Raw genomic sequence first — 14276 nt, forward strand, 5'->3', positions numbered from 1 at the left:
CCCTATTGCCGATGAAAAAATTATTTATAAGCGCCGGTGGCGCGGCCGAGCAGCATAGTCTGTACGATTGGAGAAATTACTTTCTGCCACTCGTATACAGCTGCGTTTGTTACGTAAATAGTGTCATCAGGCTTGATGGCAATCTGTCGTGCATAAAACACTGCAGCCGGATCGCGCATGTTCAGACGAAGCACGGTTGGCTTCGCATTAGTACCGCTCGCCATGCGGAACACGAATACGCCTTCCGGGTTGGCATTCGCTTCACGCAGGCCGCCTACGCTGCCCAGTGCGTCCAGCAAGCTGGTGTTTTGGCTTGGAAGGTCTTTCAGGCCTGGCTCTGCTACCGCTCCCATCGCTACAAAGCGCTGACGTGCGCGATCAAGTACTACTTCCGAGTTCGGGCGCAGCACCATGTTGTTGCCCGAAAGCACATCTTCATAATTGAACTGTTGTATCTGGGTACCAGTACGCACAGTCACGTTGACCAGGTGTGGCTCCATTACAGGGCCGCCTGCCTGGTTGACAGCATCCAGCAGGGTTAGTGGGCCTTGCAGGGTGCTGAAGCGCCCAGGGGTCTTGACTGCTCCGGCAACCAGCACCGAGCCCGACAGGTCGCCGACAAGCTCAACGTGTGTCTGCACGTCAGTTGTGATGCCCTTTAGCTGGCGGCGAATCATGGCCTCAACTTCGTTGAGGGTCATGCCCGCAACGAACTGACGGCCCACATAAGGGAGCGACAGCATGCCCTGAGCGTCAATACGCGACTTCAACTGGGTGCCGCCGGTTGCTAGAGGGGCAAACAGGGCGGACTCTGCCGGAGCGGTGTCGGCAATCAGCACATTCAAGGTGTCGCCTGCCGCCAGGCGCACTTCAGGTGGCTGCGGCTTGGTCACTGTAGCCAGCGAGGCGCGTGGTGCGCCTGCCAGATACGGGCCAATGGTGCTGGCGTTGATATCCACGAGGTTGTAGGCCTCGTTCTTGTCTTCAATCGTGCCCTTGTATGGCCCGGCACCGGACATGGTGCCGCCACAACCCGCCAGGCCCAAGGTCGCCAGCGCCAAAGCAGCCAGTTTCATATTGAATGTCTTGGAGACAGCCAGGGATTTAATCACGATGATCCTCGATCGAAGCCAGAATGAAGCGCGTGATGCCATAAAGCATCAATAGGCCGAGCAAAATGGTTGCTAGGTTGTACCAGCGCTCCGGGTAGAGAGCGAGCTGGGGGGTATTGGGGCTGACTACGGTCACCAGAGTGCGAATCTTCTTGCTCGCTTCAACGCGGGCATTGTCCAGCGCGGCAACAGCGGTTTTGTAGGTTTCCTCGGCGATGCCGGCGTCTAGGGTCAGTTGCTGGAAGCGCGAAGCGATCACGTTTGCCTGCGAGCCTTGCGGGGACGAAACCAGCAAGCGTTTTTCTTTGGCCAACTGATGGGTGATGGCTTCCACCTTCTGCTTCTGCTGACGGACTTGGGGGGCGTCAGCGCGCAGCTTGAACGACATCTCGGTCAGTACGGCCTGTTCCTTGGTGTACTGGCTTTCAAGGTCGGCAATGATGGTGGCACGGCTCTGTGCGGAGTTACCGCCATCCAGTACCTTGTTTTCGTTCTGGAAGTTCAGCAGCTGGGTCTTGCGCTTGGAGTAGTTGGCGCGTGCGGTCTCCAGTTCGCCTTGGGCAAATTTCATCTGCTCACGGGCAATGTTGTGGCTGACTTCGTTGACGAAGTGCTCGCTGGCCTGAAGGATGACGCGCAGCATTTTCTCGGACAGCTCAGGGGTGAATGCCTGAACCTCGACGCGCAGCAGGCCGGTGGTTTCGTCGTAGTGGGCCGAAACCATGCGCTGGTAGTACTTGAGCAGGTCTTCGCGTGGGGCGTCCTTGTCAAGCCAGAAGAACACGTCGCTGCGCTGGGCGGCAAATTGTTCAATCCACTGCACCTTGTCTTCAAGCAGCAGCATCATGTCCATCGAGGTGATGTACTCGCGCAAGTAAAGGGTCTCTTCCCGCGAGGCCGGGTTGGTGCCAGTCAGCAAGGTAGCAAGGCCGGGCATCTGCGCGCCTTGATTGTTGCCATCCTGGCGTACCACCACCTGGGCGGAGCTGACAAAGCGGTCAACGGCGAAGATGCCGTAGTAAACACCTGCCAGGATCATCGGCAAAACCACCATGGCGATCGCCAGGCGCCAGCCCTTCTTTTTACCCGTACTGCTCATAGTTGGATGCATCCTTGAAGTCGAACGGTGCTGCTTAAAATTGGGAATGGATTGATTAGCTGCTGTAAGCCTTGATGCCTTCGGATACGTCGTCGTATACCTGGATTTCGCCATTGCGCACCAACAGGACCACGTCGCAGAGTTTTTCGACTTCGGACATGGTGTGGGTAACCAGCACGACGTTGGACTTCTGCAGTTTTTCCTGGAAAACCTCATTGCACTTGCGTTTGAACTGCGCATCACCCACCGACATAACTTCGTCGATCAGGTAGTAGTCGAAGTCGAATGCCATGCTCAGGCCGAACGCCACGCGTGAGCGCATGCCCGAAGAGTAGGTTTTGATCGGCTCGTCGATCCAGTCACCGATTTCGGCGAACTCCTGGACGTAGCGAATCTTCTCGCGCATCGCTTCGCCGGTTGCACCATAAATGCGGCAGACAAACTTGATGTTGTCGCGCCCGCTCATGCTGCCCTGGAAGCCGCCCGTCAAACCGACCGGCCAGGAAATGCTGCGGTCAGTAATGATGGTGCCTGAGTCGGGCACGTCTGCGCCGCCAAGCAGGCGCATGAGCGTGGACTTGCCGGCACCGTTGCGGCCGATAAGCCCGATGTTCTTGCCTGGCGGGATCGCCAGCGACAGGTTGCGGAAGACATACCGACGGCCATGGGGCGTGAGGTACGACTTGGTTACGTTTCTGAGCTCGAACACGTTTGGCCTGTACTTAACCGTTCTTGGTGGAAATCAGGTGCATCCTGCGAGCGCGGTAGGCGCCCAAAGATAGGAACAGCAATACCAGGGTGAAGCTGATCACATAGGTTTCGGACACGCCGTCGACCGGGGTGTAATGCGGCAGTACCTCGGCACGAATCAGTTCGAGGATGTGCAGGAACGGGTTGAGCAGCAGCACCGGCATCATGGCCTGGGGCAGGTAGGATGCAGGTATCAGCACCCCGGAAATAAAGTACAGCGGGAAGAAGGCCATGCGGATGACAATCTTCACGCTGGGAAGGGCGTGGGTGACCAAGGCCAGCAGCATGCCGAGGCCAAAGGCGAACAGCAGGCCCAGCAGCAGGGTGGCAACCCATTGCAGCGGGCTGTGGATCGACATGTCGAAGCCGGCCCAGGCAAAACCGAATACGAGGATGGCGTACACCGTTACTGCAATGCAGGTTTCTACAATGACGCGCGCAATGTAAGTATCCAGTGGTTTGATCTGCTTGTAGCCGAACAGCGAACGGTTTTCGCGAAGGCTGTCCATCAAGCGCAGAGCGGTATTGCGGTAAAGCAGGAAGGGTGCCATGCCGACTAGGATGAACACCGGGTATTCAACGCCGGATACTGTGCGGCCACGGAGCATTGCAAACAGCAGCGAGAAGAGTAGGAGGTGAACCAGCGGCTCCAGCAGCATCCACAAGGCGCCCAGGCGGGTGTCGCCAACACGTGCGCGCGCTTCGCGCAGGACTAAAGCGAAGATGACCGATTTCTGGATCTGTAGAGACGAACGAGCTTTCAAGATGGCGACCGCAAAGCAATGCAGCGCGCCTAGGCACGCCGGAATTCATCTTCAGGAAAGCTCGCCGTAAGGCGATTTCAGACGGTTATTCCGGAAACTTCCCTGTTCTAAGGGGCAGAAGAGTAAGCGTCAGAGGGCATAAGCGTCAAGCGAAGCGCTGTATATGTGTTCGAAAGTACTAATCCATTAGCAGTCTTCGAGACAAATTGCATTGATAGAATGATGGCACAATGATTTCACGCTGGGAAGTAGTGTGCCGTCCGATTTTCTACGGTTTGCAGCTTACGCTGGGCGCGCAAATGCGTAGGTGAACGGGTTCACATTGCGTGGCAAAAAGCGTTGGTACTTGCTGGTCATCCGCTGACTAGACGGTCTCCTGCCGAAAATGCAATTGAGCGTACGGCATACGGTGACAGGGTAGTCCGTGGGCTGCGTGGCAGCCCCGGAATGTCGAGGTGTGCGTTGAGCGCGCTTGCATACGCCCAGACGCACCAACAATTTGCTGACTCGGATTATTCCTGAATCAGGCAGGCGATTTCAGCCACGCGTTCAGTGACCAGCGCCTCGTTGGCCCGGCTTTCGACGTTCAGGCGCAGCAGTGGCTCGGTATTGGACCCACGCAGGCTGAAGCGCCAGTCAGCGAATTCGACGCTGATCCCGTCTGTGCGGTCGACGCTAGGCCCATGCGGCAAGTAGAACGCCAGAATCTTCTCGATGGTGCCCTTCACATCAGCTACTTCGTAGTTGATTTCACCACTGCACGGGAACGCCGCGATACGCTCATCCACCAGTTGTGCCAGGCTTTTGCCGGTGTGGCTCATCAATGCAGCGACCAGCAGCCATGGGATGTTGCCACTGTCGCAGTACGCAAAATCGCGGAAGTAGTGGTGCGCGCTCATTTCGCCACCGTACACAGCATCTTCAGCGCGCATGCGCTCTTTGATGAAGGCATGGCCGGTCTTGCTCTGAATGGCCTGACCACCTGCGGCACTGACCTGCTCGATGGTGTTCCAGGTCAGACGTGGATCGTGAATGATCTTGCTGCCTGGGTGCTTGGCCAGCAGCATTTCGGCCAGCAGGCCGACCACGTAGTAGCCCTCGATGAAGCGGCCCTGGTTGTCGAAGAAGAAGCAGCGGTCGAAATCGCCGTCAAAGGCAATACCCATGTCCGCGCCGGTTTCCAGAACGGCCTGACGGGTGAGGTCGCGGTTTTCCGGCAGCAGTGGGTTGGGGATGCCGTTGGGGAAGTTGCCGTCCGGCTCGCCATTGATGATGGTGATATCCAGCGGCAGGCGTGCCTTGAGCAGCTCCAGTACGGGGCCTACAGCGCCGTTGCCTGGGTCTGCCAGTACTTTCAGCGGCTTGAGTGCGCCCAGGTCGATGTAGGTCAGCAAGTGGTCGATGTAGGCAGACTTGTCGAATGCCTGGCGCACATTGCCTGGCGTAGCCGCCTGAACACCGAGGTCGCCTGCTTCAACGCGCTGGCGAATGTCGTTCAGGCCGGTATCACCGCTGATCGGGCGCGACTGCTCGCGCACCAGTTTCATGCCGTTGTAGCCCTTTGGGTTGTGGCTGGCAGTGACCATGATGCCGCCATCAGCCTGGTAATGGCTGGTGGCAAAGTAGACTTCCTCTGTGCCACACAGGCCGATGTCGATCACGTCGGCGCCGGCTTCGGTCAAGCCCTGCATCAAGGCACGGGACAGGCCCGGGCTTTCAAGACGCATGTCACGGCCGACCACGTAGGTGCGTCCGCCCAGCTGTGCCACCAGGGCGCGGCCAATTCGGTAGGCAATGTCGTCGTTGAGGTCGGTCGGCACTTGGCCACGGATGTCATAGGCTTTGAAGCAACGGGTTTGGATAGGTGCGTACATACATCTCTCATATGCGATGCCGACTGCAGGCGCCGTCTAGAAGGGGATGGTGGGTAAAATGATTAGCCGCGTTAGTTTTGCTGCGCTGCTCGCCGAGACAGACGGAGCCGGCTTGGTTATTGCCACGAATGTTCTCGCCCGTGAAGGGGACAACGGGGTTATCCACGGTGAAAGGGCCGCCGCTCTGCACTTCGATCAGGACCGGGGCATCATAGCTGGACTTTTCAGAGGATGCTCGGGGCGTCATGAAGTAAGAAGCGCTTGTGCTTCTGCAGGTGAGTGGGGCGGCAGCGAACATCAGGTTCTAGTGTGCGATGTCCATGGGGCCTGAAGAGGTGGGCCGGATGATCGCGATGTCCACATGGTAATTGGCATACTCGGTGGAGCGAGCGTCCGTACGCAGGGTCGCGCTCAATACCACCTCTTGCTGGCGGTTGATATCTGCCAAGTAATTTTGGAACTGATGCTCTTTTACCATTATCAGTGCCACGCAGTTGGCGCCTTGTGAAAGATGGTCTTTCATCTCTGCCGTGCTGAACGCAATTGCCACGTTACGTTGGTAGCTCTCTACCAAGTCGCGAGTTGAAGTGGTGTCCATGGACAGCGACCCAGTGAAGCCGCGGCGATTTGCCATCCTGGCTTGGGTCAGCACATGACTACACATTTGTAAAAAAAGCGACTCGTACCACTCCACAGCCTTCTCCCTGGGTCGAAAGGGCGACATTGATACAGCAGATTGCATCAGGTTGCCAGCTTGAGGGGATAGTTGGTTTAGACGAGTCTGCGGGCAGCAGTGAGGTTTGGTTAAGCTTGCATTGCAGAGTACGGCCCAGAGGTTTCTTTTTTTGATGCGCAGCTAGTTGTCGATTTGCGCGATGCTGGTTCGAATCGCTTGGCATAGCGCTAATCGCTTGGATGAACAGGGCGGTGCACTTCGCCGGCGTTGCGGTTCGTCATTGACAATGGCGCTCTTGCTCTGAGGATTCTTCTCTTCGACATTGGTCGCGGACTCCACCACTTTTCAGCAAAATCCTCAAAATTATGGCACTCTGCCAGACCTCGCTAGCCTTCTGGCTCGACTTGTACCCGTGCGGGCCATCTGCCTGGCACATCTGCCTGACCGTGAAACGATGAACATCCCTAACTTCAAGAAGTTGTTTATGCCTGATATTTCAGCAGACACAGCCAGCCTTATCCACGCCATAGCCTCTGCCACCGCCGTCATCGCCGCGCTGATCGCCGCCAGTGCAATGATCTTTGCCCACATGACCTCGGATGTAAAAAACCAGCACTCCGAAGTGAGCCTTTCGCGGGCCACGCAGGAGGTCACCGTGGTCAACGAGTCGGACATGCAGGCGCAGCTGGAAATTCAGCAGTTGCTGGAAGAGAACGACGCGCTGAAGGCCGAACTTGAACGTGAACGGGCTAAACTGGAGCAGGAGCGGGCCGAGCGGCTCAAGCTGGAGGCCAGCCTTAAGCCCCGCACGCTGCCGCCGCAGGCGCACGATGCATTCAAGGCATTGGCGGGCGAGCTGAAGGCTAAAACCCTGGCACCAGTGGTGCTGCTGAATATCCACAAGGATGACAAAGAGGCGGTTCGCTTTGCCAAGGAAATTGCCGTAGCGCTGACCAAGTCGGGTGTTCAGGTGCAGATCAAGCAGCTGCCCCTGCAGAAGCACAACACCGGTACCCAGGTGGTTGTGTATACCGGGGTGGGCAGCGATGAGTTGGAGCAGGCGTTCAAGGCTGCGGAGTTTGCAACCGATATCAAACGCTCGGGGCAGAGCCCGCGGGTGAAGGTTGATGATGGGGATGCGATTTCCATTTCGGCGTTTATCAGTGTTTACCCTCGCACGGTAATTTGAGGGCCGGCTGATTGAAGCCGGAAATTTTAGTGGGGATGGAGTGGATGGCACCGGCTGCGCCGGTATTCGCAGGGCAAGCCCGCTCCCACAACGCCCCCCAGTTCTTGCGAGAGCGCTTCAGTGGCGCTTGTTCTTCGCAATCTCGATGTCGTTCATCAACGCTTTGGCCATTGCCAGCAGGTAATCGGCTGCGCCCAGCATCTTGTGGTCGTCTTCCATGTCGCCTTCGCGCACCAGGTGCTTGCAATAGCCCAGCAGAACCGAGACGTGCTCATACGCATCATCGACGGGGACGCCGGGTTGGACGCGAAGCAGGTCCAGGGTGGGGTTGCCGGCTTCAAGGAAGGTTTCGATGCCTGCGGTGAGGATGGGGGATTGGTTGTTGTTTTTCATGGTAGTAGCTCCTGAACAGTGGAACTGCCACGCGAATCTTTCTCACGGACCAGGGCGGCAGTCGTACACGGGGTGAGAAACCGAGGGAGCTACAAAGCCCGGCCAGACCGAAGTCTGCCCGCGTACGACCGCCATGACAGGCAAGTCAGGTAACTCGCATCAGGTTCTCACACCCGGTCACCAACTTGGCGACCCGGTGAAGTTATCCCTGGGGCATTTCCCCGACAATTCAGCTGCTTCTGACTGGTGTGTAGGATAGTTCGCCCGGTTATCTGAGCTGAAGGGGTGGGGCGAGGTTTCAGGAAAGTCTGACGCGCTGTGTGTGCCGTGGGGGCAAAGGGGATTGCTCCGCATGCCCTGGCAAATGTCTTCGCTGCGATAGCTTCGGCGGGGCTATGCCGTTCGCCCCAGATGTGTCGCGAGTGCTTCGCGTATGCGTGCACAAGCGTGTCCGTCACCATAGGGGTTATGTGCAACGCTCATCTCGCGGTACACCGCCTCATTGGTCAGCAATGTATTCAGCTCCCTCACAATCGAGTCCACTTGTGTTCCCACCAGCCGCACCGTACCCGCCGCCACAGCTTCAGGCCGCTCGGTGGTGTCGCGCATCACCAGCACCGGTTTACCCAGCGCCGGTGCTTCCTCCTGGATGCCCCCAGAGTCGGTCAGGATCACGTACGCGCGGGTCATCAGGTACACGAACGGCAGGTAATCCAGTGGCTCGATCAGGTGGATGTTGCGCACATCGCCCAGCAGCCGGTTGACCGGCTCGCGCACGTTGGGGTTTAGGTGCACCGGGTACACCACGTCCAGCTCGGGGAATTGCCGCGCAGTGTGCACCAGCGCTTGGCAAATGCGCTCGAAGCCGCCACCGAAGTTCTCGCGGCGGTGGCCAGTCACCAGCAACAGGCGGCGGTCGGCGGCCAGGTAGCTGAAGTGCCGGGCAAAGCGAGCATTCAGCTCAGGGCTTTGCAGCTTCTTTTCCACTTCCAGCAAGGCGTCGATCACGGTGTTGCCCGTGGTGAAAATGTGCGTCGGGTCGGTGCCTTCACGCAGCAGGTTCTCGCGCGAGGTGGTGGTTGGGGCAAAGTGCAGCGCGGCCAGGGCGCCGGTGAGACGCCGGTTGCCTTCCTCGGGCCAGGGTGAATACAAGTTGTTGGTGCGCAGCCCGGCTTCTACATGGGCAATGGGGATTTGCTGGTAATAAGCCGCCAGGCTGGTGGCGAAGGTAGTGGCGGTGTCGCCGTGCACCAGCACCACGTCGGGCTTGAAGTCGGCCAGCACGGGCTTGATGCCTTGCAGGATGGCGGTGGTCACGCCGGTCAGGTCCTGGCCGGCCTTCATGATGTTCAGGTCGTAGTCGGGGGTAATGCCGAACAGCTCCAGCACCTGGTCGAGCATTTGCCGATGCTGGCCGGTGACGCACACGCGGGCTTCGAAGCGGCTGTCCTGGGCTAGCTGAAGGGCCAGGGGGGCCATCTTGATGGCTTCTGGGCGGGTACCGAAAACGGTCAGGGTCTTGAGGGGCACGGCGGTGATCCTCTTGCTCGGGTCCTTGAAGCAAAGCGGTTTTCCATTGCTGAAGAAATCTAGCAGGCGGGGGGTGGGATGCCAGTTTGCACCGCAGATGCGTGTCGGCCGGTGGCAGGACGGTTTGCGCGTCAGGTGTTGTTCGGCGGGCACTGTAGGAAAGCGGCAGGGTGTGGGTAGGTAGTGGTAATCGGACCAATGGGCATTTGCTTACAGGCACGGGGCCAAGGCCTTGAGCTGCCGGGGGTGGGCCGCTGGCGATGAAATGGCCGTAGTTGGTGGGTGGGCGAAGCTGGCGGTTTTGCTGACTGATTCGGTAACCATTCGCCGGGGGCGGCGGGTGTTTTGCTGTCGGGTTAATCGCTAGGGTTGTTCGCGCAGCCGAAGGAAAACGGCTGCTGATAAATCGCCAACCTAAGGAGTGTTGACCATGCGCAATAACGTTCTGTCGTACCTGCTGCTGCCGCTGTTCGCCAGTTTGTCCTTCTCGCTCAGTGCAGCCCCGGCCAGTGCCACGGCAGTGGCCGAGCCGGTACCGGTGGTGGCCCAGGCGCAGGCCCAGCAGGCGCCGCAGCTGGACCTGAACACGGCGGATGCACTGACCTTGCAGAAGGAGCTGAACGGGATCGGCAAGGCCAAGGCCGAGGCGATCGTCGCCTACCGTGAAGCCAATGGGCCGTTTGCTTCGGTGGATGAGTTGCTGGAGATCAAGGGGATTGGCAATGCGTTGCTGGAGCGTAACCGGGACAAGGTGATGGTGAAGTAAGGGGGAGGGGCCGGGGTTGATGCCCTGGCCCGGCCTTCAAAAAACAGAGCGGCTCGAGGGAACCAGCCCACAGTGCTGGCCTTCTAGCGGTCTTGCGCGTCCTTGGCATCGGCCTCGGCATTGCGCTCACGCACCTTGCGCAGTTGTTCTTCGGTCAGCGGCACTTTTTTGGCTGTGTCGCGCAGCAGCATCAACCCGCCGACGATGGAGCCGAGGGCTATGATGAGTATTAGCCAGGCATACCAGGGCATTGTCGTTCTCCTTAAATCGGGCGATGGGCAACGCGTGTATGAAATTTGAGCAGTTACCCGTTCCGTTGGTTCAATTATAGGTGCCAGGCCTTGCTGGGCCAATTCCGTGACCTGCGGGCCCCAAAGCCTGCGTCACTTCGTTTACAATGCGCGCCGTTTTCGACTTGCCAAGAGACCCTGCCCATGTCCGCCTGCCAGACGCCCCTGATCGTCGCCCTGGATTTCCCTACCCGTGAGGCCGCCCTGAAGCTGGCTGACCAGCTTGACCCTGCGCTGTGCCGGGTGAAGGTTGGCAAGGAGCTGTTCACCAGCAGCGCTTCGGGCATTGTCGAAACCCTGTGTGAAAAGGGCTTCGAAGTGTTCCTGGACCTCAAGTTCCACGACATTCCCAACACCACCGCCATGGCGGTAAAGGCTGCCGCCGAGATGGGCGTGTGGATGGTTAACGTGCATTGCTCCGGTGGCCTGCGCATGATGGCGGCCTGCCGTGAAGAACTGGCCAAGCGCAGCGGCCCGCAGCCGTTGCTGATTGGCGTGACCGTGCTGACCAGCATGGAGCGTGAAGACCTGGCCGGCATTGGCCTGGATGTCGACCCCCAAGAGCAGGTGCTGCGTTTGGCGGCGCTGGCGGAAAAAGCGGGTATGGACGGTTTGGTGTGCTCGGCGCTCGAGGCCCCGGCACTGAAGGCGGCGCACCCATCGCTGCAACTGGTGACCCCGGGCATTCGCCCGGCGGGCAGCGCGCAGGATGACCAGCGCCGTATCCTCACCCCACGCCAGGCACTGGATGCCGGTTCGGACTACCTGGTGATCGGCCGGCCGATCAGCCAGGCTGCAGACCCTGCGCAAGCGTTGGCAGCGGTGGTGGCGGAGATCCGTGGGTAATTAACCTGCGGCTGTCCGACAACGGCCTGGACGGCTGGTGGAAATTGGCCGGCAGGGCTGGCCCTTTCGGGCCACCGATGCCTGTGTCGAACCACTGATGTGGCTGCACCCCGATCCGTGTAGGAGCGGGTTTACCCGCGAATACGGTGGCGGCGGCAACGGTGGACGGCCGGTGGAAATTGGCCAGCAGGCCCGGCCCTTTCGCGGGTAAACCCGCTCCTACGACGGCCTGTGTCGAGCCACCGATGTGTGTCCCCGTGAATACGGGGCGGCGGCAACGGTGGACGGCTGGTGGAAATTGGCCGGCAGGCTCGGCCCTTTCGCGGGTAAACCCGCTCCTACGACGGTCTGTGCCGAACCACCGGTGTGTGTCCCCGTGAATACGGGGCGGCGGCAACGGTGGACGGCTGGTGGAAATTGGCCGGCAGGCTCGGCCCTTTCGCGGGTAAACCCGCTCCTACGACGGCCTGTGTCGAGCCACCGATGTGTGTCCCCGTGAATACGGGGCGGCGGCAACGGTGGACGGCCGGTGGAAATTGGCCGGCAGGCTCGGCCCTTTCGCGGGTAAACCCGCTCCTACGACGGCCTGTGTCGAGCCACCGATGTGTGTCCCCGTGAATACGGGGCGGCGGCAACGGTGGACGGCCGGTGGAAATTGGCCGGCAGGCTCGGCCCTTTCGCGGGTAAACCCGCTCCTACGACGGCCTGTGTCGAGCCACCGATGTGTGTCCCCGTGAATACGGGGCGGCGGCAACGGTGGACGGCTGGTGGAAATTGGCCAGCAGGCTCGGCCCTTTCGCGGGTAAACCCGCTCCTACGACGGCCTGTGTCGAGCCACCGATGTGTGTCCCCGTGAATACGGGGCGGCGGCAACGGTGGACGGCCGGTGGAAATTGGCCGGCAGGCTCGGCCCTTTCGCGGGTAAACCCGCTCCTACGACGGCCTGTGTCGAGCCACCGATGTGTGTCCCCGTGAATACGGGGCGGCGGCAACGGTGGACGGCTGGTGGAAATTGGCCAGCAGGCTCGGCCCTTTCGCGGGTAAACCCGCTCCTACGACGGCCTGTGCCGAGCCACCGATGTATGTCCCCGCGAATACGGGGCGGCGGCAACGGTGGACGGCCGGTGGAAATTGGCCGGTAGGGCTGGCCCTTTCGGGCCTCCGATGCCTGTGTCGAACCACTGATGTGGCTGCACCCCGATCTGTGTAGGAGCGGGTTTACCCGCGAATACGGTGGCGGCGGCAACGGTGGACGGCCGGTGGAAATTGGCCGGCAGGCTCGGCCCTTTCGCGGGTAAACCCGCTCCTACGACGGTCTGTGCCGAACCACCGGTGTGTGTCCCCGTGAATACGGGGTGGCGGCAACGGTGGACGGCTGGTGGAAATTGGCCGGCAGGCTCGGCCCTTTCGCGGGTAAACCCGCTCCTACGACGGTCTGTGCCGAACCACCGGTGTGTGTCCCCGTGAATACGGGGTGGCGGCAACGGTGGACGGCTGGTGGAAATTGGCCAGCAGGCTCGGCCCTTTCGCGGGTAAACCCGCTCCTACGACGGCCTGTGTCGAGCCACCGATGTGTGTCCCCGTGAATACGGGGCGGCGGCAACGGTGGACGGTCGGTGGAAATTGGCCGGCAGGCTCTGCCCTTTCGCGGGTAAACCCGCTCCTACGACGGTCTGTGTCGAGCCACCGATGTGTGTCCCCTCGAATACGGGGCGGCGGCAACGGTGGACGGACGGTGGAAATTGGCCAGCAGGCTCGGCCCTTTCGCGGGGGAACCCGCTCCTACGGCGGCCTGTGCCGAGCCATCGGTGCCGTGCAGGGGCGTTTAAACCTTCAACACCAACTTGCCAAAGTTCTCCCCGCTGAACAGCTTCAACAAGGTCTCGGGGAAGGTCTCCAGCCCCTCCACCACATCCTCCTTGCTCTTCACTTGCCCGCTGGCCAGCCAGCCGGCAATCTCCAGCGCGGCCTTGCCGTAGTCCTTGCTGTGGTCCATCACCACAAAACCTTCCATGCGCGCACGGTTCACCAGCAGCGACAGGTAGTTGGCCGGACCTTTCACCGCTTCCTTGTTGTTGTACTGGCTGATCGCGCCGCAAATCACGATGCGCGCCTTGAAGTTGATGCGTGTCAGCACCGCATCGAGGATATCGCCGCCGACGTTGTCGAAATACACGTCCACGCCTTTGGGGCATTCACGCTTCAGGCCGGCCAGCACGTCTTCGGCCTTGTAGTCGATAACCCCGTCGAAGCCCAGTTCGTCCTTCAGGTACTGGCACTTCTTGGCGCCGCCGGCAATGCCGATCACGCGGCAGCCTTTGATCTTGGCAATTTGCCCGACAATGCTGCCCACCGCGCCGGCTGCGCCGGAAATGACCACGGTTTCACCAGCCTTGGGCTGGCCGACCTCCAGCAGGGCGAAATAGGCGGTCATGCCGGTCATGCCCAGCGCCGACAGGTAGCGCGGCAGCGGCGCCAGGTTGGGGTCGATCTTGTGCAGGCCCTGGGGTTCGCCAGTGAAATAGTCCTGCACACCCAGCGCACCGCTAACGTGGTCGCCTGGTTTGAACCCTGGGTGGTTGGAGGCCACCACTTCACCCACGCCCAGTGCGCGCATCACCTGGCCCAATGCCACGGGCGGGATGTACGACTTGCCTTCGTTCATCCAGCCACGCATGGCCGGGTCCAGCGACAGGTACAGGTTGCGCACCATCACCTGGCCTTCACCGGGTTGTTCGGCGGGTACGGCCTCGAAACTGAAGTCGTCTCGGCGCACGGTGCCGACCGGGCGTTTGGCAAGCAGGAAGCGGCGGTTGGTGTAGGTCATGGCAGGTCCTTGTGGGCAGTGGAAGGGGGAGGCGTCAAATCTACCCTGTTGATGTAGGCAGGTCGTTAACATCACTGACAAGCATGGTAGCCCAACCGGTGGAGTGATGATGCTGCCAGGCCGGGTAGTGGCTGACTATGCTCTGAACCCCACCAAGCAC

General features: G+C 60.1%; 13 protein-coding genes. 3 read left to right on the forward strand and 10 right to left on the reverse strand.

Translation table 11 applies throughout. The annotated features are described in order from the left end of the window. Positions 1 to 20: 20 nt before the first annotated feature. The 6 genes from QN085_RS06880 to QN085_RS06905 all read right to left on the reverse strand — a co-directional run bounded on the left by QN085_RS06880 (position 21) and on the right by QN085_RS06905 (position 6293). A complete protein-coding gene (locus tag QN085_RS06880) occupies positions 21 to 1112 on the reverse strand; it encodes a polysaccharide biosynthesis/export family protein (RefSeq protein WP_285690112.1) in 1092 nt (363 codons plus the stop codon). Next, positions 1105 to 2211 carry a KpsE/RkpR family capsule polysaccharide export protein gene (locus QN085_RS06885; RefSeq protein WP_285690114.1) on the reverse strand — a complete coding sequence of 369 codons (1107 nt, stop codon included), beginning with the start codon at positions 2209 to 2211 and terminating at the stop codon, positions 1105 to 1107. Before QN085_RS06885 ends, QN085_RS06880 begins: the two co-directional genes overlap by 8 nt. Before the next feature lie 55 nt (positions 2212 to 2266). Further along, positions 2267 to 2920, reverse strand: a complete 654-nt coding sequence (locus QN085_RS06890; RefSeq protein ID WP_280044990.1) for an ABC transporter ATP-binding protein — start codon at positions 2918 to 2920, stop codon at positions 2267 to 2269. Positions 2921 to 2933: 13 nt separating this feature from the next. Next, entirely contained in the window at positions 2934 to 3725 is a 792-nt protein-coding gene (locus QN085_RS06895) for an ABC transporter permease (RefSeq protein ID WP_280044989.1), read from the reverse strand. A gap of 512 nt (positions 3726 to 4237) precedes the next feature. Beyond that, complete coding sequence (locus tag QN085_RS06900; RefSeq protein ID WP_280044988.1) at positions 4238 to 5599, reverse strand: phosphohexomutase domain-containing protein; 1362 nt, start codon at positions 5597 to 5599, stop codon at positions 4238 to 4240. Between the two features lie 304 nt (positions 5600 to 5903). Beyond that, positions 5904 to 6293: a hypothetical protein gene (locus tag QN085_RS06905; protein ID WP_280044987.1), complete on the reverse strand. Its 390-nt coding sequence runs from the start codon at positions 6291 to 6293 to the stop codon at positions 5904 to 5906. 436 nt (positions 6294 to 6729) lie between these two features. On the opposite strand from QN085_RS06905, the gene QN085_RS06910 reads away from it, so the two are divergent. Beyond that, complete coding sequence (locus QN085_RS06910; RefSeq protein ID WP_285690118.1) at positions 6730 to 7464, forward strand: hypothetical protein; 735 nt, start codon at positions 6730 to 6732, stop codon at positions 7462 to 7464. A gap of 117 nt (positions 7465 to 7581) precedes the next feature. On the opposite strand, the gene QN085_RS06915 is transcribed toward QN085_RS06910, so the two are convergent. Both QN085_RS06915 and wecB read right to left on the reverse strand, forming a co-directional pair. Beyond that, positions 7582 to 7857 carry a DUF3077 domain-containing protein gene (locus tag QN085_RS06915; protein WP_280044985.1) on the reverse strand — a complete coding sequence of 92 codons (276 nt, stop codon included), beginning with the start codon at positions 7855 to 7857 and terminating at the stop codon, positions 7582 to 7584. A gap of 393 nt (positions 7858 to 8250) precedes the next feature. After that, the gene (wecB, locus tag QN085_RS06920) at positions 8251 to 9387 is read right to left on the reverse strand and encodes a non-hydrolyzing UDP-N-acetylglucosamine 2-epimerase (protein ID WP_285690121.1); all 1137 of its coding nucleotides are present in this window, start codon (positions 9385 to 9387) and stop codon (positions 8251 to 8253) included. A gap of 430 nt (positions 9388 to 9817) precedes the next feature. Between wecB and QN085_RS06925 the strand changes: the two genes are divergently transcribed. After that, positions 9818 to 10153, forward strand: coding sequence for a ComEA family DNA-binding protein (locus tag QN085_RS06925; protein WP_285690124.1), 336 nt, complete (start codon positions 9818 to 9820; stop codon positions 10151 to 10153). An 83-nt stretch (positions 10154 to 10236) separates the two neighbouring features. Here the strand turns inward: QN085_RS06925 and QN085_RS06930 are convergent, their stop codons facing one another. Next, positions 10237 to 10404: a DUF2897 family protein gene (locus QN085_RS06930; RefSeq protein ID WP_280044982.1), complete on the reverse strand. Its 168-nt coding sequence runs from the start codon at positions 10402 to 10404 to the stop codon at positions 10237 to 10239. Positions 10405 to 10587: 183 nt separating this feature from the next. Between QN085_RS06930 and pyrF the strand changes: the two genes are divergently transcribed. Further along, the gene (gene pyrF / locus QN085_RS06935) at positions 10588 to 11289 is read left to right on the forward strand and encodes an orotidine-5'-phosphate decarboxylase (protein ID WP_084854940.1); all 702 of its coding nucleotides are present in this window, start codon (positions 10588 to 10590) and stop codon (positions 11287 to 11289) included. A gap of 1825 nt (positions 11290 to 13114) precedes the next feature. Here the strand turns inward: pyrF and QN085_RS06940 are convergent. Next, entirely contained in the window at positions 13115 to 14116 is a 1002-nt protein-coding gene (locus tag QN085_RS06940; protein WP_103443888.1) for an NADP-dependent oxidoreductase, read from the reverse strand. Between the last annotated feature and the right edge of the window lie 160 nt (positions 14117 to 14276).

This window comes from Pseudomonas sp. M2(2023) (assembly GCF_030263955.1).
GTDB classification, from domain to species: Bacteria; Pseudomonadota; Gammaproteobacteria; order Pseudomonadales; family Pseudomonadaceae; genus Aquipseudomonas; species Aquipseudomonas asiatica.

Excerpts from the sequence above, each read along its gene's own strand:
- QN085_RS06885 (WP_285690114.1), bottom strand. The coding sequence starts at position 2,211 with ATGAGCAGTACGGGTAAAAAGAAGGGCTGGCGCCTGGCGATCGCCATG.
- QN085_RS06900 (WP_280044988.1), bottom strand. The coding sequence starts at position 5,599 with ATGTACGCACCTATCCAAACCCGTTGCTTCAAAGCCTATGACATCCGT.
- QN085_RS06910 (WP_285690118.1), top strand. The coding sequence starts at position 6,730 with ATGAACATCCCTAACTTCAAGAAGTTGTTTATGCCTGATATTTCAGCA.
- QN085_RS06915 (WP_280044985.1), bottom strand. The coding sequence starts at position 7,857 with ATGAAAAACAACAACCAATCCCCCATCCTCACCGCAGGCATCGAAACC.
- QN085_RS06925 (WP_285690124.1), top strand. The coding sequence starts at position 9,818 with ATGCGCAATAACGTTCTGTCGTACCTGCTGCTGCCGCTGTTCGCCAGT.
- QN085_RS06930 (WP_280044982.1), bottom strand. The coding sequence starts at position 10,404 with ATGCCCTGGTATGCCTGGCTAATACTCATCATAGCCCTCGGCTCCATC.
- pyrF (WP_084854940.1), top strand. The coding sequence starts at position 10,588 with ATGTCCGCCTGCCAGACGCCCCTGATCGTCGCCCTGGATTTCCCTACC.
- QN085_RS06940 (WP_103443888.1), bottom strand. The coding sequence starts at position 14,116 with ATGACCTACACCAACCGCCGCTTCCTGCTTGCCAAACGCCCGGTCGGC.